The sequence below is a fragment of the Xanthomonas sp. NCPPB 1325 genome (assembly GCF_041477645.2).
In the GTDB taxonomy this organism is placed as follows: domain Bacteria; phylum Pseudomonadota; class Gammaproteobacteria; order Xanthomonadales; family Xanthomonadaceae; genus Xanthomonas; species Xanthomonas cannabis.
This window is the reverse complement of the sequence record NZ_CM192985.1, coordinates 2,700,070-2,723,068: the sequence shown is the minus strand read 5'-3', so window position 1 is coordinate 2,723,068 and position 22,999 is coordinate 2,700,070. Positions and strand designations below refer to the sequence as shown.

The window sequence follows — 22,999 nt, the reverse complement described above, 5'->3', positions numbered from 1 at the left end:
CGCGAGCACGCCCGCTGTCACCAATCTCGAATTCCCAATCCCGAATCCCAGCTACTCAGTCAATTTGATCTCATAGATCGTCGGCCAACGCTTGCCGGTGACGAACACGCGGTCGTGGTCTGCGTCATAGGCGATGCCGTTGAGCACGTCGTTGCTGGGGTCGGTCAACGTGTCGGCATCGGGGACCAACGCTTTCAGGTCGATCCAGCCGATGACCTTGCCGCTGGCGGGGTCGATCCGTGCGATGCGGGTGGTCAGCCAGACATTGGCCCACAGCTCGCCCTTCACCCATTCCAGCTCGTTGAGATTGTCCAGCGGGCGGCCGCGCGCGGTGACCTGGATGCTGCCGATCTGCTTCAGGGTCTGCGGGTCCAGCCGGCGGATGCTGGCGGTGCCATCGCTCATGTACAGCTGGCGCGCGTCACTGGTCAGCGCCCAGCCTTCGCCCTGGTAGGAAAACTGCGAACGCGGCGCCAGCGTGGCCAGGTCGTAGACGAAGCCTCGCTGGTTGCGCCAGGTCAGCTGAATCACCCTGTCGTGCCAGGCCACGATGCCTTCGCCGTAGTAGGGCGAAGGCGTATCCACCTGCTGCAGTACCCGGCCGCTTTTCAGCTCGACCTTGCGAACGCTGGAATGGCCCAGCTCGCCGGTGCTCTCGTACAGGTGGCCATCCAGATAGAACAGGCCCTCGGTGTAGGCGGCGGTGTCGTGCGGATAGCGGTTGACGACCGTGTAACCAGTGGTCGGAATCGCCTCGCCGCAATGCGCGAGCGAGGGCAGCAACAAGGCGACGAAGAGCAGCGGGTTGGCAGTGCGTGACATGCGCCGATCATCCCACGCCGCGCCCGTGCCCGCAGCACCCACGCAGGGACGGGATGCAGGTAATGATTGGCTGAACGCGAGTTGGAACGCTGCCGCCACCTTGTCGCGGCTGCCACATCGGCGCTGCTAGTCTCGCGCCACGTCCATCACCGGCAACGCACACATGATCAAGTCACTGTCTCTTTTTGCCCTGCTTGGCGCGGCAACGCTGGCCCCGCAGGCGCAGGCCGCCGGCAATATCGATTGCCAGCTGAAGTTCAATCTGTCCGGCTGGTCGGTGTTCTACAAGACCGCCAGCGGCACCGGCACCATCACCTGCGACAACGGCGCGGTCATCCCGGTCAAGATTTCCAGCAAGGGCGGCGGCCTGACGGTCGGCAAGTCCAAGATCACCGGCGGCCGTGGGTCGTTCTCCGGTGCCTATAGCCTCAACGACCTGTTCGGCACCTATGCCGCTGCCGAAGCGCACGCGGGCATCGTGAAGTCGAGCACCGCACAGGTGGTCACCAAGGGCGATATCTCGCTCGCGCTGGCAGGTACCGGCGAGGGTGTGGATCTGGGTGTGAATGTCGGCAACTTCGTGATCGAACGCCGCAAGTAAGCGGAAGCATCGCGTCGCGCGCATCGACCGATGCGTGCGGCTCCTGCCTCGCGGCAAGCTTGCGCAAGACAGGGGCTGCTGGCGCGACTGCCTGAGTGGACCCGGCGGAATCCTCTGCTCCAGTCGACGGTCCATCGTGTCGGCCACAACAAAAGAAAACGGCCCCGCGAGGGGCCGTTTTTTGTTGTGCGGATCAACTGATGCTCAGCGACCGCGATTGCCGCCGCCTGGCGGACGACGGTTGCCGCCACCCGGCGGACGGCCGCCCGGGCCACCACGCGGTGCGCCGCCGGGACCACCCGGTCCGCGCGCGCCACCGCCCGGACCACCGGGGCCGCGATTGCCGGCTGCAGGGCCGCGATGACCGCCCGGTCCCGCCGGACGGCCGCCGCTCGGGCGTCCGGCAGGACGCGCAGCGCCATACGGGCTGAACCCGGGGTTGGCATGATCGGACGGAAAGATCGGCGCGTTGCCCGGGTGACCATAGGGATGCTTGCGCTGTCCCTGGCCTTGCCCCTGCGATTGACCCTGACCACCTGCGCCGCCGCGGCCCTGGCCGCCGGCACCCGGACGCGCGCCGCCAGGACCCTTCTTGGCATACGGACGTGCCTGGCCGGTGCTGTTGCCTCCCGGGCCGGCGTTGCGGTGGCCGCTCGGGCCGGTGCTCACGCCATCGGGCACGTACCAGCTGCGGAATGCCGCCGGGTTGCCATCGGGCAGCGAGCGATCGCCCTTGGCCGGGCCGCGCTGCTTGAACGGGCGTTGCTGCGACTGCTTGGCCGCCGCTTCGCCGCTGACGGTCAGGCCGCCCTTGAACCCGCCAGGCTTGCCACGGCCGCCGCGGCCGCGATCTTCGCGCAGGTTGTCGAAGCGACGCAGCTCACGGCCTTCGTCGGCGCCGGACGTCTGGCCGTTGACGTAGGCATTGCTGCGGCCATCGCGCGAGACGTGCACGGTGGACTTGGCGGCGCGGCGCTGGCCGATCACCGGCTGCAGGGTCAGCGCCGACGGCGCGCCTTCTTCCAGCTTGAGTTCGGCGCGCAGGCTTTCCACCTTCTCCTGCGCCACTTCCACCGACTGACCACGCAGCAGTTCGCGCGGCAGCGAAATCTTGCCGTAGCGGCTGCGCTTGAGGCGGCTGACCTGGCAGCCCTGCGATTCCCACAGGCGGCGCACTTCGCGGTTGCGGCCTTCCTTGACGACCACGCGGAACCAGTCGTGCGAGTCGGTGCCGCCGATGCGCTCGATCTCGTCGAACTTGGCGCCGCCGTCTTCCAGCAACACACCGCGCGACAGCCGCTCGATGATGGCGTCGGAGACGGTTTCTTCGCCTTCCGGGGCGCGCACGCGCACCACGTACTCGCGTTCGACCTCGTAGGAGGGGTGCATCATCGCGTTGGCCAGCTCACCGTCGGTGGTCAGCAGCAACAGGCCGGTCGTGTTGATGTCCAGGCGACCGATGGCGATCCAGCGCGAGCCCTTCAGTGCCGGCAGCGACTCGAACACGGTCGGGCGGCCTTCGGGATCTTCGCGCGTGGTCACTTCGCCTTCGGGCTTGTTGTAGATCAGCACGCGCGACGGTTCGGTCAGCGCGCTGGCCACGAAGCTGCGGCCGTCCAGTTCGATCTTGTCGCCGCTGCGCACCGACATGCCGGTCTGCGCGACGGCGCCATTGACCTTGATCAGGCCATCGGCAATGCGCTGCTCCAGCGCGCGGCGCGAGCCCAGGCCGGCCTGGGCCAGCACCTTGTGCAGGCGCTCCTCCAGCTTGGGCGCTTCGGGCGCGCTGTCGCGCTTGAGGGAAAGCTTGTTCAACGACAGCTTGCGGGGGGTGTCACTCATGTGTCTGGCTCCGGCCGCCGCGTTGCGGGTCGGCCTCTGGGTCGGAATCGGCTTCGTCAACAGCCACGGTCGTCGTCGCGACGGCGTTGTCTTCGTCTTCGTTCACTGCATCCGCGCGCGTTCCCGGCGCGGTGTCGGGGTCGCCCTCGCGGGCGTCATCTGGGTGGTGCGTATCCTGATCCTGCGCCGGGGCACGCCCGGGGTGTTGCGGTGTCTGCGCGCCCGTCACGTCGGCATCGTCCATGTCGATGGCGTCGTGAAGAGCGTGGTGTTGCTGGTCGACCTCGGCATCGCTGGCCGTTGCCGGCGCGTGCTGGTCGGCAATGGTGTCGATGTCTGTTTCGGGATCGCGCCCGGCATTGGCCTGATGATCGGTCGCTGCCTGGGAGCTGCCGTCCTGGCTTGCCACCGCGGCGGTCCCGGGCGCTTCCAGATCCTCCCGCGTCGCGCTGATGTCGCTGTCATCGGCCGCGGCGTCAGCGCTGGTGGCGTCTGCATCAGCGCCATCAACGTCGGCGCCATCAACGTCGGCGCCATCAGCAGTTGCGTCCGCATCGGGGCCTCCAGCGCTAGCCGCATCGGCATCTGCCTGATCCTGCCCGGTCTGCATCGCTGCCGACGCCGGCACGGCGCCATCCAGTTGCCCGTCGCGGTCCAGCGGCAGCTGCGGTTCCAGCTCGGCGATGTCCTTCAACTCAGACAATGGCGGCAGCTCGTCCAATCGCTTGAGCCCGAAGTAATCCAGAAAGCCCTTGGTGGTACCGAACAGGGCGGGCTTGCCGGGGACATCGCGGTGGCCGACCACGCGGATCCACTCGCGTTCTTCCAGCGCCTGGATGATGTTGCTGCTGACCGCCACACCGCGCACCTGCTCGATCTCGCCGCGGGTGATCGGCTGGCGGTAGGCAATCAAGGCCAACGTTTCCAGCGTGGCGCGGGTGTACTTGGTGCGGCGCTCGGTCCACAGCCGTGCCACCCAGCCATGCACCTCGGCCTTGACCTGGAAGCGGAAGCCCGAGGCCACCTCGACCAGTTCCACGCCGCGCTCGGCGCAGCCCTCGCGCAGCAGTTCCAGCGCGCGCTCCACGCTGCCGGGCGGCGCGGGTTCTTCTTCCGGAAACAAACCCTGCAATTGCGCCAGCGTCAGCGGTTGGCTGCTCGCCAGCAGGGCGGCTTCGATGATGCGGGTGATCAGCGCTTGATCCATTCGGTGATCGGCTTCAGATAGGTTCGTTGGCAGCATCGCTGTCATCGAATTCGCTGGAGAATTGTAGCGGCGCGTTGGTATTTCCCAACGCCAGCGACTTCACGTAGATCGGCGCCAGTGGCGCTTCCTGCACGATGTCCAGCAACTGCTCCTTGGCCAATTCGAGCAGCGCCAGGAAGGTGACCAGCACGCCGAGCTTGCCTTCCTCGGCAGTGAACAGCGATTCGAAGCGATAGAACCTGCCATCGTCCAGGCGGCTCAGCACATCGCCCATGCGCTGGCGCACGCTCAGCGCCTCGCGCTTGATCGCATGGCCGGTAAACAGCTCGGCGCGCTTGAGCACGTCGTACAGCGCCATCAGCATTTCTTTCAGTTCCACCGGCGGCGGCAGCTTGACCGCCGCGCGCTCGGGCAGATGCGCCTGCACCGGCGCGCTGTCGCGGCCCATGCGGGGCAGGGTGTCCAGATCCTCGGCGGCCTGCTTGAAGCGCTCGTATTCCTGCAGGCGACGTACCAGCTCGGCGCGCGGATCTTCTTCTTCGCCATCCTGGCTCGGCGGGCGCGGCAACAACATGCGCGACTTGATCTCGGCCAGGATCGCGGCCATCACCAGATATTCGGCGGCCAGTTCGAAGCGCAGCTCCTGCATCACATTGATGTAGTCCACGTACTGCCGGGTGATCTCGGCCACGGGTATATCCAGAATATCCAGGTTCTGGCGCCGGATCAGGTACAGCAGCAGGTCCAGCGGGCCTTCGAAGGCATCCAGGATGACTTCCAGCGCGTCCGGCGGGATATACAGATCCTGCGGGATCTGCAGCACCGGCTGCCCATGCACCACCGCCAGCGGCATTTCCTGCTGCTGTGGCGGCGCGCTCGTGGCTGGCGGAGTCGCGACGTGCGCGAGTTCGGAATTCATCAGGTCGACATCGGGTCTTACGGTCGCCGGCCACGGTCTGAAGCCGCGCCTGCAGGGCTTTGCCTTGAGTTATTACGATCAATGTCGTGCCTGGGCCGGCACGATCCTACAAATCCACATATAACGTGCGCCGCGTGGCATGCGGCGACGGAACAGCGAGGAGGTCGTCTACGCGAGCCGGCGGTGGGCAGCGAATCGCTCGTCGAGTGTGGCGTGGGGCCTGGGCCGACGGGCCGCTGCGTCCGGTTGCGTGTGCAGTGGTGCCAAGGGTAATGCGTGCGCGGGGGCGGTGTCCAGCACTGACGCGGCTAGAATCGGGCGGTGATCTTCAAGTTCTGGCGAGGTGGCGTGTGTGGTACGTAATCGAAGGGTATGACCGGGCCGACGCCCTGGCGGCGCGGCAGCAGGCGCGACCGGCGCATCTGGTGCGCCTGCAGGCCTTGGCGGCAGCGGGCCGCTTGCTGGTAGCGGGCCCATGCCCGGCCATCGACGCCGAGGATCCTGGTCCGGCCGGCTTCAGCGGCAGTGTGGTGATCGCCGCGTTCGACGCGCTGGAGGATGCGCGCGCATGGGCCGACGCCGACCCGTACGTGGAGGCCGGCGTGTACGTGCGCACGGAGGTCCGCCCGTTCCGGCGGGTGTTGCCATGAGCCGGGTCGAGCGAATCCGCGCGGCGGTGCAGGCGGCGCTGGCGCCGACCGAGCTGGAGGTGGTGGATGACAGTCATCGCCACGCAGGCCATGCCGGCGCACGCGACGGGCGCGGGCACTTCAATGTGCGCGTGGTCAGTGCCGCCTTCGCCGGCAAGCCGCCGCTCGCGCGCCACCGCGCGGTGTACGCGGCCGTCGGCGAGATGATGCAGACCGATATCCATGCCTTGTCGATCGAGGCATTGGCGCCGGGGGAAGCCGGCTAGCCGGAGCGCCCAGACCGCGTCATGTAGGAGCGCACCCGGGCGCGACGGGGCTTTATCGGTAACGCTCTGTCGCGCCCGGGTGCGCTCCTACGGGCGCGGCAGTGCCTGGGTGGACGACCCAGCCATGGCGCCTGGCCGACGTCCCCCCAATTTTGAGTAGCACCTCAGTTTGGAGTCCAATTCCCTACCCCAAGGAGATTGGACGTGAAGAAGCGTTTTTCCGAAGAGCAGATCATCGGCTTCCTGCGCGAAGCCGAAGCGGGCATAGCGATCAAGGACTTATGCCGGCGGCATGGCTTCAGTGAGGCCTCGTACTATCTGTGGCGCAGCAAGTTCGGCGGCATGAGCGTGCCCGACGCCAAGCGGCTCAAGGACCTTGAGGCCGAGAACGCGCGGCTAAAGAAGTTGCTGGCCGAGCAGTTGTTCGAGAATGACCTGATCAAGGATGCTTTGCGAAAAAAGTGGTGAGCGCACCGGCGCGTCGTGCGCTGGTGCGCGAGTGGATCGGGCGTGGTGCCAGCGAGCGTCGTGCGTTGGCGGCGATCGGCATGAGCGCCAGCGCGCTGCGCTATTGCCCACGTCAAGACCGCAATGGCGAACTGCGCGAGCGCATTCTTGCGTTGGCGCATCGCCATCGCCGCTACGGCGTGGGGATGATCTATCTCAAGCTGCGACAGGAAGGACGCCTGGTGAACTACAAGCGCGTGGAGCGGTTGTATCGCGAGCAGCAGCTACAAGTCCGGCGCCGCAAGCGCAAGAAGGTACCGGTTGGCGAGCGTCAGCCGCTGCTGCGGCCAGCGCAGGCCAACCAGGTGTGGTCGATGGACTTCGTGTTCGACCGCTCCGCCGACGGCCGAGTGATCAAGTGTCTGGTGATCGTGGACGACGCAACGCACGAAGCGGTCGCCATCGAGGTGGAACGCGCGATCTCCGGGCACGGGGTTGCGCGCGTGCTGGATCGGTTGGCACACAGTCGCGGCCTGCCGCAGGTGATCCGCACCGACAACGGCAAGGAGTTTTGCGGCAAAGCGATGGTTGCCTGGGCGCATGACCGGGGTGTGCAGCTACGGCTCATCCAGCCGGGCAAACCAAACCAGAACGCCTACGTCGAATCGTTCAACGGCCGGCTGCGCGACGAATGCCTCAACGAGCACTGGTTCCCGACGTTGCTGCATGCGCGCACCGAGATCGAACGCTGGCGACGCGAATACAACGAGGACCGACCCAAGAAAGCAATTGGCGGCATGACGCCGTCCGCTTATGCCCAACATCTGGCAAACACCGATATCATCAACCCCGGACTCTAAACCCGACCGCTACTCAGGGCGGGGGGACGTCGTGGCAGCAGCACCTCCATGACATAGCCGTAGTAAACCTGAGCGCGGCTGCATTGCCGCGATGGCCCATCACGCACTCTTTCTGCGAGCTACTTGCAAGGCGCGACACGATAGAGATTCAGCCCTTGGTAGCCGCGCTGGCGCGTCGGTGTCACGAACTTCGCCCGCGCGCTGTCGACAGCCCGACACGCCTTGCAGGGTGGTCATGCCCGCACCGGTCACGCCGCGGAGAAAACCGCCAACCGTGATCCGCGTTGTGCTTCGTTTGTGGACACATGGGCACGTATTTGTTGCGTCGCAGCACATTGCTTCACGTATTCATCACTTGCAGATGCTTGATCTGTAAGCGGTTTCACACGCGTGACGACAGGGGTTTACGCCCGCTTATGAAAACGCTTACAGTCCGCGCCAGTTTTGGGAAGCCGGTCGCGGAGGGCGACACGCATGGCCAAGGGCGCGGTCACCATCAAAGATGTTGCACGGGAAGCGCAGGTGTCCGTGGCGACGGTGTCGCGCGCGCTCAACGGGCACGACAACGTGGCCGGACCGGTACGCCAGCACGTCATGGAGGTCGCCGAACGGCTGCGCTACAGCCCGCACGCTGCTGCGCGCAGCCTGAGCAGCCGGCGCTCCCAGACCCTGGGCGTGGTGCTGCCGGACCTGTACGGCGAATTCTTTTCCGAGCTGATCCGTGGCATCGATGGCGCCGCCCGCGCTGCCGGCCAGCACCTGCTGGTGTCCAGCTATCACGGTGATCCGGAGGCCCAGGGCAGGGCGCTGCGCTCGATGCGGGGCCGGGTGGATGGCTTGCTGGTGCTTTCGCCGTATGCCGAGCAGCCCGGTTTCCTGACCGACAACCTGCCGCAGTCGCTGCCCACGGTGCTGATCAATACCCACCTGCCCGGAGCCGGCTATCCGGTGCTGAGCATCGACGACCACGCCGGCGCCATGGCCATGACCGAGCACCTGTTGCGGGCCGGGCACCGGCGCATCGCCTTCATCGGCGGGCCGGCGCTCAATTTCGATGCGCGCGAGCGCCTGCGCGGGTTTCGTGACGCGATGGCCGCACACGGTGAGCAGGCGCAGGGCATCGAATATGCCGGCGACTTCGACGAAGCCTCCGGCCATCGCGCGGGGCTGGCCATGCTGGCCGCCGGCCCCCTGCCCGATGCGGTGTTCGCGGCCAACGACATGACCGCGCTGGGCTGCCTCTACGCGTTTGCGCAGGCCGATATCGTGGTCCCGGACGACGTTGCGCTGGCCGGTTTCGACGACATCCCGCTCGCGCGTTTCGTGCACCCGGCGCTGACCACGATGCGGGTCAGCATCGCGCGCCTGGGTGAGCAGGCAATGACCCGCCTGATGCGGCTGGTCGAGGCCCCCGGCGGTGACGACGGCCTGCGCCAACTGCTGCGGCCCGAGCTGGTGATCCGTGCGTCCTGCGGTGCCGGCGACGCCGGCGGCTGACCTTTTCGCGGACGTCCTGTCCGCTCCCGCTGCCCCCGCGGCGGTCGTTCCTGCAAGACCGCAACGCCACAACAACAATCTGTACCGATCCCTGGAGGGACCAATGCGCCACCACCACTCCCATACCGCGCGCCCGGCGCGCAAGCTGCTCAGCTGCGCCCTGGTCAGCTGCCTGCTGCTGGGCGCCGCGCCTGCGTTTGCGCAGAGCACCGCGGCGACCATCCGAGGCCAGGTCACCGTCGACGCTGTACCTGCGGCGCAGGCCCAGGTCACCGCGACCAATCTCGCCACCGGACTGACCCGGACCGTGCAGGTCAGCAACGGCGGTTACTCGGTCGGTGGCCTGCCGCCGGGCTCCTATCGCATCGACGTCACCGCCAACGGCCAGACCAGCTCGCAGAACGTGACGGTGCAGGTTGGCCAGACGGCCACCCTGAACCTGGGCGTCGGCGGCGAGCCGGCCACGGCGGCCGGTGGTAACGCCACCACGCTGGATGCGGTGCAGGTCAAGGCGCCACCGGTACTGGTGGAAACCCGTACCTCCGAGAACGCCACCTACATCTCCAACGTGCAGATCCAGAACCTGCCGCGTGCCACGCGCAACTTCCTGGAACTGGCCGACACCGTGCCGAACGTGCAGTTCACCCGCGACGCCAACGGCACCACCAAGGTGCGCTCGGGCGCCACCTCGGCCGAGGGCACCAACGTCTACATCGACGGCGTCAGCCAGAAGAACTACGTGCTGACCGGCGGCGTCAGTGGCCAGGATTCCAGCCGCGGCAACCCGTTCCCGCAATCGGCGATCGGCGAATACAAGGTCATCACCTCCAACTACAAGGCCGAGTTCGATCAGGTCAGCGGCGCGGCCATCGTGGCCTCGTCCAAGTCGGGCACCAACGATTTCCATGGCAGCTTCTTCTGGGATACCAGCAACGACGGCTGGCGCGAGGAGAGCCCGCTGGAGAAAAAGGCCGGCGTGCGCGACGACTTCGAAGAAACCCAGTACGGCGCCACCTTCAGCGGCCCGATCCTCCAGGACAAGGCGCATTTCTTCATCGCCTATGAAGCCAAGGAATACACCACGCCCAATGTGGTGATCCCCGGCTCGATCTATTCCGACCGTATCGACCAGCTGCCGGCGCAGCTGCAGCCGCTGGTGGCCACCTACAGCACGCCGTTCAAGGAAGACCTGTACTTCGGCAAGATCGACTGGACCATCGGCGAGAACAACCTGTTCGAGCTGACCGGCAAGTATCGCAAGGAAGACGAGCTCAACGACGTCGGCCGCACCTCGACCTACGAGCACGGCAGCGTCAACGGCCAGGAAGAAAAGCGCGCCAACCTGCGCTGGCAGTACAGCGGCGCCAATTTCCTCAACGAAGCCAACCTGAGCTACGAAAGCGCGTTCTGGAACCAGGCGCCGCTCAATGACGGCACCGGCTACGTGCTGAGCTACGTGCCGGTGCGCGGGATCGAGGACGAAGTCTTGTCTGCCGGCGCCGGCAGCAGCTTCCAGCGCAAGGGCCAGAAGGGCTGGACCTTCCAGGACGACCTGACCTTGAACAGCCTGGAATGGCATGGCGCCCACACCGTCAAGATGGGCGTGAAGTTCAAGAGCATCGATCTGGACTCGACCCAGTTCAATCCGGCCAACCCGCAGTACTACTACAACATCCTCACCGACGTGCAGACGCCGTACCGCGTGCGCTTCGGCGCGCCGCTGGTGGAAGGTGGCGGGTCGGTGGTGTCCAAGAACAAGCAATACGGCATCTACCTGCAGGACGACTGGGAGGTCAACGAGCACTGGACTTTGAACCTGGGCGTGCGCTACGACTACGAAGAAACCCCGGCCTTCCTGGACTTCGTCACCCCGACGGATGTGGCCGGTGCGCTGCAGAACTGGCCCAACCTGCAAAACGCCAACTACAACATCAACAACTTCATCAGCACCGGCAACAACCGCAAGGCCTTCAAGGATGCCTGGCAGCCGCGCCTGGGCGCGTCCTACGATCTGTTCGGCGACCAGGCCCACGTGATCTATGGCGGTGCCGGCCGTGCGTACGACCGCAACATCTTCGACTACCTGGCCCTGGAGCAGCTCAACAACTCGTTCAAGTCGTATAGCTACTACTTCACCAGCGCCAACAACGGTGCGTGCCTGGGCGACCCGTGCACGGCGTGGAATCCGGCCTACAGCACCCAGCAAGGGCTCGACGCGCTGGCGGCCACCAGTGCCGGCGGCGGCGGGCGCGAGATCTACCTGATCGACAACAACATCAAGACCCCGTACTCCGACCAATTCAGCATCGGCATGCGCAACATGGTGCCGCTGTGGGGCCAGGACTGGTTCACCGATGTCACCCTGAGCCGCATCGAAAGCCACGACGGCTTTGCGTTCCTGCGCGGCAACCGTCTGCCCGACGGTTCGTTCTTCCAGCCGGGCACCACCTCGGGCGTGCCGACCGACGGCCCGGATGGCTACAGCGCCATCGTGCTGGGCACCAATGGCGTGGAGACCCGCAACAACCAGCTCGCGCTGCAGATCGAAAAGCCGTTCGACGAAGACTCCGGTTGGGGCCTGACCGTGGCCTATACCTATTCTGATGCCAAGGAGAACCGCCAGTTCGGCGAGCACTACGCGCTGGACCGCGAACGTATCCAGGATTACGGCTGGCGTGAAGCCGGCGGCATTCCCAAGAACCGCCTGGTGGTCACCGGCATCTATGAGTTGCCGTACGAGATCAAGCTGTCCGGCAAGCTGTCGCTGGCCAGCCAGACCGCGCGCTACGGCCAGAATTGCCTTGCCGGCAACGATCAATGCGACATCATCCAGTTCAAGCCTGACGGCACCCTAGGCTACAAGGAGTTCAGCATTGCGGCCAACAAGCAGTGGGATACCGGCGCAGGTGTCAAATTCAACGTGCGTGCGGATATCCTCAACGTGTTCAATTGGGTGAACTACGCCAACTTTAACGGCGACACCGGGACACTGGCAGACTTGAACACGGCTTACGGCACACCGACCGGTGTGCTGGCGTCGCCGATGCGTACCTTCCGTCTGGCCTTCGGTCTGGACTGGTAAGGTCCTCGACCGCCCCGGCAACACGGCCGGGGCGGTCGAACTCGGCGCTTGGATAGGGTAGGTTGGCGTGCGAGATGTAATCGATTACACAAGCGGGGGGCGGATGGACAGGGGCAACACGTCGCGTTGGTTGACGATTCCACTATTGCTGGGCGCGCTGCTGCTGGCGTCCTGTAAACAGGCCGAGGAACCCAAGGTGGCCGAAAAGAAGGCGCCGGTGAAAGTCATCCTGATCGAGGCGCAGTTGCCGCCCAAACCGGTCAAGCCGCCGCTGCCGCCGCTGTTCTCGGACATCGAACGCCGCACCTTCCAGTTCTTCTGGGACACCACCAATGAACTCAACGGACTGTCCCCGGACCGGTTTCCGTCGCGTCCGTTTGCCAGCATCGCTTCGGTCGGGTTCGCGCTGACCGCGTATCCGATCGGCATCGAGAACGGCTGGGTCAGCCGCAATCAGGCGATCGACCGCACCCTGACCACCCTGAAATTCTTCCGCGACGCTCCGATGGGGCCGCAGCGGACCGGTCGGGCCGGATACAAGGGCTTCTACTACCACTTTCTCGACATGCAGCAGGGCAACCGCTACGACAGCTGGGTCGAACTGTCGAGCGTGGACACCGCACTGCTGATGATGGGCGTGTTGTTCACCCAGTCGTATTACGACGGCGAGGACCCGCGCGAAAAAGAAATCCGCCAGATCGCCGATACGCTCTACAAGCGCGTGGACTGGCGCTGGCTGCAGCAGCGTGCGCCGCTGATCTCGATGGGCTGGTTCCCCGAGAGCGGCTTCATCGACCACGACTGGATGGGCTACAACGAGGCGATGATGCTGTACATCCTCGCGCTGGGCTCGCCCACGCACGGCGTCGACCCGGAAGCGTGGACCAGCTGGACCCGCACCTACAACAACGACTGGGGCGTGTACCAGGGCCAGGAATACCTGTCCTTCGGCCCGCTGTTCGGCCACCAGTACAGCCATGTCTGGATCGACTTCCGCGATATCCAGGACCAGTACATGCGCGAACGCGGCATCGACTACTTCCTCAACAGCCGCCGCGCCACCCTGGCCCAGCGCGACTACGCCATCGACAACCCGATGAAGTGGAAGGACTACGGCGAGAACGTCTGGGGCCTGACCGCCGGCGATGGCCCGCAGAACACCAGCCAGGAATACCGCGGCGAGCAGCGCCAGTTCCGCCATTACTCCTCGCGCGGCGCCGGCCTGCGCGAAAACTTCGACGACGGCACCATCGTGCCGTCGGCGGCGATCTCCTCGATCGTGTTCGCCCCGGAAGTGGTGATCCCGGCCACCGAGGAAATGCACAAGCGTTACGGCAACTTCCTGTATTCCAGTTACGGGTTCCTGGACTCGTTCAACCCCAGCTTCAATTACGACATCCCGCTCAAGACCGGGCGCATGGTGCCGGACCGCGGCTGGGTGGCCAGCGATTACATCGCCATCGACCAGGGCCCGATCCTGGCGATGATTGCCAACTACCAGAACGAATTCGTCTGGACGGTGATGAAAAAGAACCCCTACATCCGCGCTGGTCTGGAACGCGCCGGCTTCACCGGTGGCTGGCTCACGCCCGAGGGTGAGCCGCAGCCGTTGCCGCAGAAGGACGAGCAAAAGGCAGCTGCCCGCTCGCTGGGCATGGCCGAATCGCGTGCCGCCGCCGCCCAGGCCCAGCAAGACCCCTCGCAACGCCAAAAACCCGAGTAATCCGTGCGCCTTTTGAAACTGTTGATGCTGGCCGCCGCCTTGTGTGCAGGTGCGGCGGGATGTAATCGCTCCGACCCTGCCAAGACCACCGTGCGCTTCTGGGCCATGGGCAAGGAAGCCGAAGTGGTCGCAGAGCTGGTGGCCGACTTCGAAAAGCAGCACCCGGACATCCACGTCGATGTGCAGAACATCCCGATGACCGCGGCGCACGAAAAACTGCTCACCGCCTTTGCCGCCGACGGCTTGCCGGACGTGTGCCAGCTCGGCAACACCTGGCTGCCGGAATTTGCGCTGCTCGACACCCTGGAGCCGATGCAGCCGTATGTGGCGCGCTCGACCATCGTCGACCCGGCCGACTACTTTCCCGGCGTGTGGGACACCAACGTGGTCGATGGCACGCTGTACGGGGTGCCGTGGTATGTGGACACGCGCCTGCTGTTCTATCGCAAGGATCTGCTGCGCGAGGCCGGCTACAGCGAAATGCCCAAGACCTGGGCGGAGATGGAACAAGTGATGGCGGCGATCAAGCGCAAGGTCGGCCCCGACCGCTACGCCATCCTGATGCCGCTCAACGAGTTCGAGCAGCAGCTGTCGTTCGCGCTGCAGCAGGACGACCGCCTGCTGCGCGACCACGACAACTACGGCAACTTCCGCGGCGCAGGGTTCCGCAAGGCGCTGGGCTTCTACGACGGCATGTACCAGAAGGGCTGGGCGCCGAAGGTCTCCGAGACCCAGGTGTCCAACGTCTGGTACGAATTCTTCAATGGCTACTACGCGTTCTACCTGTCCGGGCCCTGGAACGTGCGCGAGTTCAAGCTGCGCCAGCCGCCGGGCATGGAAGGCAAGTGGGGCACCGCTGCGTTGCCTGGGCCGAACGGCCTGGGTGCGGGCATTGCCGGCGGCTCCAGCCTGGTGATCTTCAAGTCGTCCCAGCACAAGGACGCCAGCTGGAAGCTGATCGAATACCTCTCCCAGCCCACGGTGCAGGCGCGTTTCCACGCCATCATCGGCGACCTGCCGCCGCGCCGCAGCACCTGGAAGTTGCCGTCGCTGGCCAACGACGAACTGGCGCATGCCTTCGGCGACCAGCTGGAGCGGGTCAAGGCCACGCCGAAGGTGCTGGAGTGGGAGCGCATCGTGCAGGAAATGCGTCTGGTGACCGAGCGCGTGGTGCGCGGCGGTCAATCGCACGACGCCGCGGTGCAGGAACTGGATCAACGTGTGGACGAGATTCTGGCCAAGCGCCGCTGGATCTTCGAGCAGGAGGGCGGGCATGTCGGTCCGGCCGGTGAGACGGCCACACCCGCAGTAGCGCCATCTGCTGCAGAAATCGTCACGCCAGCCGCCGCCGCGGGCCAGGGAGCCGCACCATGATGAAACGCAATTCCGTCGCCGGCTGGGTGTTCGCCGCGCCGTCGATCATGGTGCTGGGCATGTTCTTCGGCGTGCCGGTGTTCGCCGCGCTGGTGCTCAGCGTCACCGACTTCGACCTGTACGCACTGGCCGACAGCAGCCATCTGCGCTTCGTCGGCCTGGGCAACTACGTCGAACTACTGCAGACGCCGCTGTTCTGGAAGTCGCTCTGGAACACCACGTATTTCGTGCTGCTGGGCGTGCCGATGTCGATCGGCGTCTCGCTCGGCGCCGCGCTCCTGCTCAATGCCAAGGCCTCGCGCCTCAAGGCCTTGTTCCGTACCGCCCTGTTCGCCCCGGTGGTGACCACGCTGGTGGCGGTGGCGGTGATCTGGCGCTACCTGTTCCACATCAAATACGGCCTGGTGAACTTCGGCCTCAGCCATCTGGGCATCGCTCCGATCGACTGGCTGGGCGACCCGCGCTGGGCCATGCCCACCATCATGCTGTTCGCGGTGTGGAAGAACTTCGGCTACAACATGGTGATCTTCCTGGCCGGGCTGCAGGCGATCCCGCAGGACCTGTACGAGGCCGCGCGCATCGACGGCGCCTCGCGCTGGAAGCAGTTCCTGCACATCACCCTGCCGATGCTCGGCCCGGTGCTGATGGTGGTCGGTGTGATCACCATTTCCGGCTATTTCCAGCTGTTTGCCGAACCCTACGTGATGACCCGCGGCGACCCGCTGCAAAGCACCGTCAGCGTGCTGTATTTCATGTTCGAAGAAGGCTTCAAGTGGTGGAACCTCGGCCGTGCATCGGCAGTGGCGTTCCTGTTGTTCCTGATCATCCTGGCGGTGACCACCGTGATGTTGCGCTTTGGCCGCAAGAAGGACCTGATATGAGCCGTGATGTCGGCGAATCGCGCTGGAATGCCGTGCTGATCAACGGCGGCCTGCTGGTGCTGGCCCTGATCAGCCTGGCGCCGCTGCTGTGGATGCTGTCGGTCTCGTTCATGCCCACCGGCGAGGCCAGCCGGTTTCCGCCGCCGATGCTGCCCTCGGCGTTCACCACCGCCAATTACCACGAGCTGTTTGCGCGCACCGGCATGGCGCGCAACTTCACCAACAGCCTGCTGGTGTCCGGGCTGATCACGCTGGGCTCGCTGCTGATCAACACCATGGCCGGCTATGCGTTTGCCAAGCTGCAGTTCGTCGGCCGCGAGCGCATCTTCAAGATCCTGATGGCCGCGCTGGTGATCCCGGCGCAGGTGGCGATGCTGCCGCTGTTCCTGCTGATGAAGCAGCTGCACCTGGTCAACAACATCGGCGGAGTGGTAGTGCCGGCCTTGGCCACGGTGTTCGGTATCTTCCTGGTGCGCCAATACGCGCGCAGCATTCCCGATGAATTGATCGAAGCCGCGCGCATCGATGGCGCCAGCGAGATGCGGATCTTCTTCCAGATCGTGCTGCCGATGCTCAAGCCGGTGCTGGTCACCCTGACCATCTTCACCTTCATGGGCTCGTGGAACGACTTCATGTGGCCGCTGATCGTGCTGACCGACCAGGAGCAATACACCTTGCCGGTGGCGCTGGCGGCGCTGTCGCGCGAGCACATCATGGACGTGGAACTGATGATGGCCGGTGCAGTGGTGACGGTGATTCCGGTACTGCTATTGTTCCTGGCGCTGCAGCGTTACTACATCCAAGGTCTTCTGCTGGGGAGTGTGAAGGGGTGAAGCCAATGTTCCTGCGATTGTTTGCCATGACCGCTGTTGCCACCTCTGCGGTCACGGCGCAGGCGCAGGAGCGCGTGCTCGACGGTTTCAACGACATCGGCGCGTGGCGCCTGGTGGTCTCCAACCAGGTCAGCGGTTCGCTGCGGCCGGTGGCTACGACATCCGGCGGGCATGCGTTTTGCCTGGACTACAACTTCAATGGCGTGTCCGGCTATGTCGGCATCCGTCGCAACCTGCCGATCGACTATCCAGAGAACTACCGCCTCGGGTTTTCGCTGCGCGGCGACTCGCCGTCCAACGATCTGCAGGTCAAGCTGATCAATGCCAGCGGCGACAACGTGTGGTGGGTCAACCGGCCGGGCTTCACGTTCCCGAAAAACTGGACCACGTTCAACTACCGCAAGCGCAACATCGAAAAAGCCTGGGGCCCGGGTGCGGACAAGCAGCTGCGCAGCAGCGCGGATGTGGAATTCACCATCTACAACAAGGTGGGCGGCAAGGGCACGGTGTGCTTCGATCGGCTGACCCTTACCCCGTTGCCGCCGGAAGACACCTCGCCGCTCAAGGCCGAGGCCATCACCGACACCGCGCCCGCGCTGGAACAGCGCCTGGCCGACGGCAAGCCCGACACCTTCTGGCTCAGCGGCGCGGTCAAGCAGCAGACGGTCACGCTGGACCTGGGCAAGGTGCGCGAATTCGGCGGCGCCGTGGTGCAGTGGGTGCCCGGCCTGCAGGCTTCGCAATACGTGGTGCGTGCCTCGGCCGATGGCCGCAGCTGGCGCGACCTGCGCACCGTCACCGCCGGTGCGGGTGGCACCGACTGGCTGGCGCTGCCCGATACCGAGGCGCGCTACCTGCGTTTCGATCTCAAGGATGGCCCCAACTGGCGCTACGGCATCAAGGAAGTGCAGCTGCAGCCGTTGGCATTCGCGGCAACGCCGAATGATTTCATCAAGTCGCTCGCCGCGCAGCTGCCGCGCGGTAGTTACCCGCGCGGGTTCTCCGGCGAGCAGCCGTACTGGACCATCATCGGTCTGGACGGCGGTACCGAGCAGGGCCTGATCGGCGAAGACGGTGCGGTGGAGGTGGGCAAGGGCGGTTTCAGCATCGAACCGTTCGTGGTCACCGGCGGCAAGCTGCTGCACTGGTCCGATGTGAGCAGCGAGCAGAGCTTGCAGGACGACTACCTGCCGATTCCCAGCGTCGACTGGCATCACGACCTGATGAATCTGCGCGTGACTGCCTTCGTGCAGGGCACTCCGGAGCAGGCGCAATTGGTCGCGCGTTACCAACTGCACAACACCGGCAAGGATGCGCGCGAGTTCACCCTGGCGCTGGCAGTCCGGCCATTCCAGGTCAACCCGCCGGCGCAGTTTCTCAACACCTTGGGTGGCGTCAGCCGCATCGACCAACTCGCAGTGGATGGTGGCCAGGTCAGCGTCAACGGCAAGCCGCGGGTGTTCGCTGCACAGCGGCCGGATGCCGGCTTTGCAAGCGCCTTCGACAGCGGCATGGATGTCAGCCATCTCACCGCGGCCACGCCGCCGACGGTGACCCAGGTCAAGGACGAAACCGGCCTGGCATCGGGCGTGTTGTTGTACCGCTGGAAGCTGGAACCGGGCCAACGGCGTGAAGTGGCGCTGGTGATCCCACAGACCGGCGCAGCGCAGCTGCCGGCCGGTTTCGATGCCGACACCGCGCAACAACAAGTGGCGCAGCAATGGCGCGGCAAACTCGATCGCGTGCGCATCAGCGTGCCGGCCGAAGGCAAGCCGGTGGTCGATACGCTGCGTACCGCACTGGCGCACATGTTGATCTCGCGCATCGGCCCGCGTCTGCAGCCGGGCACGCGTTCGTACTCGCGCAGCTGGATCCGCGACGGCGCGATGATTTCCGAAGGGCTGCTGCGGCTGGGCCGCGAAGACGTGGTGCGCGACTATGTCGACTGGTTTGCGCCGTTCCAGTTCGCCGACGGCATGGTGCCGTGCTGCGTAGATGACCGCGGCAGCGACCCGGTGCCGGAAAACGACAGCCACGGCGAGCTGATCTACAACATCGCCGAGTATTACCGCTACACCGGCGACAAGGCGTTCCTGGAAAAGATGTGGCCGCACGTCACCGGTGCCTACGACTACATGGAAAAACTGCGCGCCAGCGAACGCACCGAAGACAACTTCATGCGCAACCCGGCCTTCTACGGAATGATGCCGGTCTCGATCAGCCACGAAGGCTATTCGGCCAAGCCGGTGCATTCGTACTGGGACAATTTCTGGGCGCTGCGCGGCTACAAGGACGCCGCCATGCTGGCCGGCGCGCTCGACAAGCCGGAGGACGCCGCCCGGTTCGGTGCCGCACGCGATGAATTCAGTGGCGACCTGATCGCCTCGCTCGGTGCCGCGGTGCGCCAGCACAAGCTCGATTTCCTGCCCGGCTCGGCCGAACTCGGTGATTTCGACGCCACCTCCACCACCATCGCGCTCACTCCGGGAGGCGAGCAGCAGCGCCTGCCGCAGGAATTGTTGAACAACACCTTCGAGCGCTACTGGAAGGAGTTCTCCGACCGCCGCGACAGCAAGCGCGAATGGAAGGACTACACGCCGTACGAGTGGCGCAACGTGGCCGCATTCGTACGGCTTGGCTGGCGCGAGCGTGCCTGGGATGCCACCGCGTTCTTCTTCAAGGACCGCGCGCCGCAGCCCTGGAACCAGTGGGCCGAAGTGGTCTCGCGTACCCCGCGCACGCCGTTCTTCGTCGGCGACCTGCCGCATGCCTGGGTGGCCTCGGACTTCGTCCGCTCGGTGCTGGACATGTTTGCCTACACCCGCGAATCCGACCAGAGCCTCGTGATTGCCGCCGGCACGCCGACGCGCTGGTTCGAAGGCAAGGGCATCGGCATCGCCGAATTGCGTACACCTTACGGCCGCCTCAACTACAGCCTGCAGCGCAGCGAAAAACAGCTGCAATTGCAACTGCAACCCGGCTTGCTGATGCCGCCGGGCGGTGTGGTGTTTGCGTGGCCGTACCAGGGCGAACCGGGCAAGGCCAGCGTCAACGGCGAATCGGTCGAGTGGCAGAACGGCGAGCTGCGCATCCAGCAGCTGCCGGCCACGGTGCAGATCGATGTGCCCGGCGCGGTGCGGCGGGCCGAGAAGGCCGCGCAATGATGCTTGTGCCTTGTCCGCGACGGGCAGGGCAGTGGCGCCACCGCGGCCTGATGCTGGCCTCGGCGGCGCTGTTGGGGGCGTGCTCTGCGGCTGCCCAGGCCGGGCCGGCGGAAGTGCGGCTGGAGACCGATCAAGCGAAGCCGCATGGCGCGGCCGCGATGATTACCGGATCAGGGCCGGCGACTGCCGCCACCGCGCAGGCGCGCGAGATGACCCTGGTCACGCTCAACCTGCACCACGACCGCGAGGACTGGCCAGGCCGTCGCGCGCATATCGCCAAGGAACTCAGGCAGCTGGCGCCGGACGTGATCGCACTGCAGGAGGTCATCGAACGGCGCGGCAGCGTGGAAAACCAGGCCGTCTGGCTGGCGCGGAAGCTTGGGTACGCGGTCATCTTCGTCTCGGTCGATCCTGCCGGTGCGCCCAAGCGCTACGGCAATGCGCTGCTGAGCCGGCGCAAGGTGCTGGCGCGCCACGAGCGCCTGCTGCAGCCGCTGGACGACTATCGGGTTGCCGCGCATCTGCAGGTGGATGTCGACGGCCAGCCGGTCAACGTCTACGTCACCCATCTCAACGAACGTGCCGATGCGCGCGGCACCGCCACGCGCACGCGCCAGGTCGGCGATCTGCTGGAGTTCATTTCCTCCACCAGTGCGCAGGCGCCGGTGGTGATTGCCGGCGACTTCAATACCGCCGCCGATGCACTGGACCTGCAAGCGCTACGCAAGGGCTATGGCGACAGCTATGGCAGCGTGCATCGCACTAGCGATGTCACGGTCAGCACCTTGAACATGCACATCTTCGACAAGCCGGCGCGCATCGATCACGTGTTCTTCCAGCAGAACCGCCTGCTCGCCCGCGAAGCCCGCATCCTGTTCGATACGCCCTACGCCGAAGGTCGCTGGGCATCGGATCACTACGGCGTGTGGGTGCGCCTGCAGTTGGCGCCACCGGCGCAGTCCGCACCGAGCGACCGAATGCCGTAGGAGCGCACCCGGGCGCGACGGAGCGTTACCGGTAACGCCCCGTCGCGCCCGGGTGCGCTCCTACGAGACAGCGCACTGCGGCTCTCGCGCTCACCCCTGCAGCCGATTGAAGATCTGCACACCCGCCAGCCACACCCCGGCCATGCTGCCGAAATTGGTCAGCAGGAACGTCAGCACCACGCGCGAGACGCGATTGCGATACCAGCCGCGCAGCGTCTGCGCATCGTCGCGCAAAGACAGGAAATCGCCATAGGCCGGCTTGCGCATATGCACTTCGACCAGTGCCGCGAACGCACCGGTCGGCACGCTCAGACGGAACGGTTTGAACGGTGCCACCACCGCGGCAGTGAGAATGCTCAACGGATGGCTGCCGGCCAGCAGGCAGCCCAATGCCGCCAGGCCGCCGGTATACATCGCCCACTGCAGCAGCAGGTCGGCGCCCATGCTCAGGCCACCGCGCCAGAAGCCGATCCCGATGCCGGCGATGATCACCGTCAGGATGCCCAGCGTGATCCAGGGGATGCGCTTGCGCTGCTGTACGTACTCCAGCGACTCGCGCAGCGGGCCAGGTGCATCGGTGTCCTGCTCCAGATGCCGCGCCAGGCCGGCCAGATGGCCTGCGCCGACCACTGCCAGCACCTCGTGCTGCCCGGCACTGGCTTCTTCGCGCAGACGCGTGGCCATGTAGCGATCGCGCTCGGCAATCACCGTCTCGTACAGCTCCGGACTTTCGCTGGCAAAGTCGCCGAAGCTCGCCTCCAGCATGTCGCCCTGCTTGAGCTTCTCGATTTCCTCTTCGCCGACTTCGTCAGCGGCGAATAGCCCGCCTAGCAGGCCGCCAGCCAACTTCATCTTGCCGAAGAAGCCCAGCCGCCCGGATGCACGCTTGAAGGTCAGCCCGACTTCGCGATCGATCAGATGCACCGGCAGCCCCTGCGCTCGCGCCAGGTTGACCGCCTCTTTCAATTCGGCACCCGGCTCGATGCCGAGCTGCTTGGCCAGGCGGCGCTGGTAGGCGGCCAGCGCCAGGTTCGCGGCGAACAGGGCCACGCGGCCCTTGCGGATCACCTGCACCAGATCCAGGCGGGCAAGAGCATCCGGGTCGCTGAGCGCCTGCAACCGCTGCGCATCCAGCTCTACGGCCACCGCATCGTAGCGGCCGCTGCCGATCGCACGTTGCACCGCCGCCACGCTGGCCAGCGACACGTGCGCGGTGCCCAGCAAGGTGTAACGCACGCCATCGCGTTCGACGATGCGGTGCGGCTGGCCGGACAGCGCATCGTCCAGAACGGGGGTGGTCTGCTCAGTCATGGGGGTATTCATCAGAAGGAGGGGCGGTGTCACCGGAGCCGAGCTGGCGCTGCATCTGCACGCCGTCCAACCAGCGGCCCTGCTTGCGGCCGATACCGGTGAACACTCCGACCGTGCGAAATTCAAAACGTTCATGCAGCCGTCGCGATGCCTGGTTGGCGGCATCGCCGATCACCGCAATCATCTGCCGGTAGCCGCGCTGTTCGCAGACCGAGATCAGCTCGCCCAGCAAGGCCTTGCCGATGCCGCGGCCCTGCACGTCGGCAGCGAGATAGATCGAGTTCTCGACCGTGAAGCGATACCCGGTGCGCGCACGAAACGCGCTGACATAGGCATAACCGACCACGGTCCCATCGTACTCGGCGACCAGGTACGGGTAGCCAGCGCCCACGATCGCCTGCACGCGGGCCCGCATCGCTTCGCTGGAGGGCGCGCTGTATTCGTAGGTGTTGAACCCGGCGATCTGCTCCGCATAGATCGCTGTGATCGCCGGGATGTCCGCATCGCGGACTGCACGCAGCTCGACGGGCATGC

At 65.6% G+C, this 22,999-nt stretch carries 18 protein-coding genes; 12 read left to right on the top strand and 6 right to left on the bottom strand.

Annotation, left to right across the window (positions count from 1 at the left end; translation table 11 throughout):
* Positions 1-51: 51 nt before the first annotated feature.
* The gene (locus ACCQ10_RS11635; protein WP_372360716.1) at positions 52-822 is read right to left on the bottom strand and encodes a glutaminyl-peptide cyclotransferase; all 771 of its coding nucleotides are present in this window, start codon (positions 820-822) and stop codon (positions 52-54) included.
* A 163-nt stretch (positions 823-985) separates the two neighbouring features.
* On the opposite strand from ACCQ10_RS11635, the gene ACCQ10_RS11630 reads away from it, so the two are divergent.
* On the top strand, positions 986-1,423 hold the full coding sequence (locus ACCQ10_RS11630) for a hypothetical protein (RefSeq protein ID WP_047696531.1): 438 nt from the start codon (positions 986-988) through the stop codon (positions 1,421-1,423).
* Positions 1,424-1,627: 204 nt separating this feature from the next.
* Here the strand turns inward: ACCQ10_RS11630 and ACCQ10_RS11625 are convergent, their stop codons facing one another.
* From ACCQ10_RS11625 to ACCQ10_RS11615, 3 genes are read right to left on the bottom strand one after another with little or no spacing between them, the layout of a single operon-like run.
* Positions 1,628-3,265, bottom strand: coding sequence for a pseudouridine synthase (locus ACCQ10_RS11625; RefSeq protein WP_228315223.1), 1,638 nt, complete (start codon positions 3,263-3,265; stop codon positions 1,628-1,630).
* Positions 3,258-4,472: an SMC-Scp complex subunit ScpB gene (gene scpB / locus ACCQ10_RS11620; RefSeq protein ID WP_372360715.1), complete on the bottom strand. Its 1,215-nt coding sequence runs from the start codon at positions 4,470-4,472 to the stop codon at positions 3,258-3,260. The genes ACCQ10_RS11625 and scpB overlap by 8 nt, the downstream gene beginning before the upstream one ends.
* Before the next feature lie 13 nt (positions 4,473-4,485).
* The gene (locus ACCQ10_RS11615; protein WP_039412622.1) at positions 4,486-5,391 is read right to left on the bottom strand and encodes a segregation and condensation protein A; all 906 of its coding nucleotides are present in this window, start codon (positions 5,389-5,391) and stop codon (positions 4,486-4,488) included.
* A 350-nt stretch (positions 5,392-5,741) separates the two neighbouring features.
* Between ACCQ10_RS11615 and ACCQ10_RS11610 the strand changes: the two genes are divergently transcribed.
* The 11 genes from ACCQ10_RS11610 to ACCQ10_RS11560 all read left to right on the top strand — a co-directional run bounded on the left by ACCQ10_RS11610 (position 5,742) and on the right by ACCQ10_RS11560 (position 21,154).
* Positions 5,742-6,041: a YciI family protein gene (locus tag ACCQ10_RS11610; protein WP_372360714.1), complete on the top strand. Its 300-nt coding sequence runs from the start codon at positions 5,742-5,744 to the stop codon at positions 6,039-6,041.
* A complete protein-coding gene (locus ACCQ10_RS11605; protein ID WP_047694949.1) occupies positions 6,038-6,307 on the top strand; it encodes a BolA family protein in 270 nt (89 codons plus the stop codon). The genes ACCQ10_RS11610 and ACCQ10_RS11605 overlap by 4 nt, the downstream gene beginning before the upstream one ends.
* 204 nt (positions 6,308-6,511) lie before the next feature.
* Positions 6,512-7,614 (top strand): IS3-like element IS1389-B family transposase gene (locus ACCQ10_RS11600; RefSeq protein ID WP_223574235.1). Its coding sequence is split into 2 segments (ribosomal slippage): positions 6,512-6,770 and positions 6,770-7,614, totalling 1,104 coding nucleotides; the frame shifts between segments, so codons are not numbered across the junction.
* Positions 7,615-8,088: 474 nt separating this feature from the next.
* Positions 8,089-9,111 (top strand): LacI family DNA-binding transcriptional regulator, encoded by a 1,023-nt coding sequence (locus tag ACCQ10_RS11595; RefSeq protein WP_372360713.1) that lies wholly within the window; start codon positions 8,089-8,091, stop codon positions 9,109-9,111.
* A gap of 103 nt (positions 9,112-9,214) precedes the next feature.
* Positions 9,215-12,193: a TonB-dependent receptor gene (locus ACCQ10_RS11590; protein WP_372360712.1), complete on the top strand. Its 2,979-nt coding sequence runs from the start codon at positions 9,215-9,217 to the stop codon at positions 12,191-12,193.
* Positions 12,194-12,296: 103 nt separating this feature from the next.
* Entirely contained in the window at positions 12,297-13,916 is a 1,620-nt protein-coding gene (locus ACCQ10_RS11585; RefSeq protein WP_047694946.1) for a glucoamylase family protein, read from the top strand.
* A 3-nt stretch (positions 13,917-13,919) separates the two neighbouring features.
* Positions 13,920-15,290, top strand: coding sequence for a sugar ABC transporter substrate-binding protein (locus ACCQ10_RS11580; protein ID WP_372360711.1), 1,371 nt, complete (start codon positions 13,920-13,922; stop codon positions 15,288-15,290).
* Positions 15,287-16,171, top strand: a complete 885-nt coding sequence (locus ACCQ10_RS11575; protein ID WP_372360710.1) for a carbohydrate ABC transporter permease — start codon at positions 15,287-15,289, stop codon at positions 16,169-16,171. The genes ACCQ10_RS11580 and ACCQ10_RS11575 overlap by 4 nt, the downstream gene beginning before the upstream one ends.
* Positions 16,168-17,004: a carbohydrate ABC transporter permease gene (locus tag ACCQ10_RS11570; protein ID WP_372360709.1), complete on the top strand. Its 837-nt coding sequence runs from the start codon at positions 16,168-16,170 to the stop codon at positions 17,002-17,004. Before ACCQ10_RS11575 ends, ACCQ10_RS11570 begins: the two co-directional genes overlap by 4 nt.
* A 26-nt stretch (positions 17,005-17,030) precedes the next feature.
* Complete coding sequence (locus ACCQ10_RS11565; RefSeq protein ID WP_372360708.1) at positions 17,031-20,168, top strand: discoidin domain-containing protein; 3,138 nt, start codon at positions 17,031-17,033, stop codon at positions 20,166-20,168.
* A 158-nt stretch (positions 20,169-20,326) separates the two neighbouring features.
* A complete protein-coding gene (locus ACCQ10_RS11560; RefSeq protein ID WP_372360707.1) occupies positions 20,327-21,154 on the top strand; it encodes an endonuclease/exonuclease/phosphatase family protein in 828 nt (275 codons plus the stop codon).
* A gap of 90 nt (positions 21,155-21,244) precedes the next feature.
* Here the strand turns inward: ACCQ10_RS11560 and ACCQ10_RS11555 are convergent, their stop codons facing one another.
* A complete protein-coding gene (locus ACCQ10_RS11555) occupies positions 21,245-22,477 on the bottom strand; it encodes a TraB/GumN family protein (protein ID WP_372360706.1) in 1,233 nt (410 codons plus the stop codon).
* Positions 22,458-22,997 carry a GNAT family N-acetyltransferase gene (locus ACCQ10_RS11550; RefSeq protein ID WP_372360705.1) on the bottom strand — a complete coding sequence of 180 codons (540 nt, stop codon included), beginning with the start codon at positions 22,995-22,997 and terminating at the stop codon, positions 22,458-22,460. Before ACCQ10_RS11550 ends, ACCQ10_RS11555 begins: the two co-directional genes overlap by 20 nt.
* Positions 22,998-22,999 lie beyond the last annotated feature (2 nt).

Coding starts and splice junctions, on each gene's coding strand:
- ACCQ10_RS11560 (WP_372360707.1), top strand. CDS start 20,327: ATGATTACCGGATCAGGGCCGGCGACTGCCGCCACCGCGCAGGCGCGC.
- ACCQ10_RS11575 (WP_372360710.1), top strand. CDS start 15,287: ATGATGAAACGCAATTCCGTCGCCGGCTGGGTGTTCGCCGCGCCGTCG.
- ACCQ10_RS11635 (WP_372360716.1), bottom strand. CDS start 822: ATGTCACGCACTGCCAACCCGCTGCTCTTCGTCGCCTTGTTGCTGCCC.
- scpB (WP_372360715.1), bottom strand. CDS start 4,472: ATGGATCAAGCGCTGATCACCCGCATCATCGAAGCCGCCCTGCTGGCG.
- ACCQ10_RS11590 (WP_372360712.1), top strand. CDS start 9,215: ATGCGCCACCACCACTCCCATACCGCGCGCCCGGCGCGCAAGCTGCTC.
- ACCQ10_RS11585 (WP_047694946.1), top strand. CDS start 12,297: ATGGACAGGGGCAACACGTCGCGTTGGTTGACGATTCCACTATTGCTG.
- ACCQ10_RS11595 (WP_372360713.1), top strand. CDS start 8,089: ATGGCCAAGGGCGCGGTCACCATCAAAGATGTTGCACGGGAAGCGCAG.
- ACCQ10_RS11550 (WP_372360705.1), bottom strand. CDS start 22,997: ATGCCCGTCGAGCTGCGTGCAGTCCGCGATGCGGACATCCCGGCGATC.
- ACCQ10_RS11555 (WP_372360706.1), bottom strand. CDS start 22,477: ATGAATACCCCCATGACTGAGCAGACCACCCCCGTTCTGGACGATGCG.
- ACCQ10_RS11615 (WP_039412622.1), bottom strand. CDS start 5,391: ATGAATTCCGAACTCGCGCACGTCGCGACTCCGCCAGCCACGAGCGCG.
- ACCQ10_RS11570 (WP_372360709.1), top strand. CDS start 16,168: ATGAGCCGTGATGTCGGCGAATCGCGCTGGAATGCCGTGCTGATCAAC.
- ACCQ10_RS11565 (WP_372360708.1), top strand. CDS start 17,031: ATGACCGCTGTTGCCACCTCTGCGGTCACGGCGCAGGCGCAGGAGCGC.
- ACCQ10_RS11605 (WP_047694949.1), top strand. CDS start 6,038: ATGAGCCGGGTCGAGCGAATCCGCGCGGCGGTGCAGGCGGCGCTGGCG.
- ACCQ10_RS11625 (WP_228315223.1), bottom strand. CDS start 3,265: ATGAGTGACACCCCCCGCAAGCTGTCGTTGAACAAGCTTTCCCTCAAG.
- ACCQ10_RS11630 (WP_047696531.1), top strand. CDS start 986: ATGATCAAGTCACTGTCTCTTTTTGCCCTGCTTGGCGCGGCAACGCTG.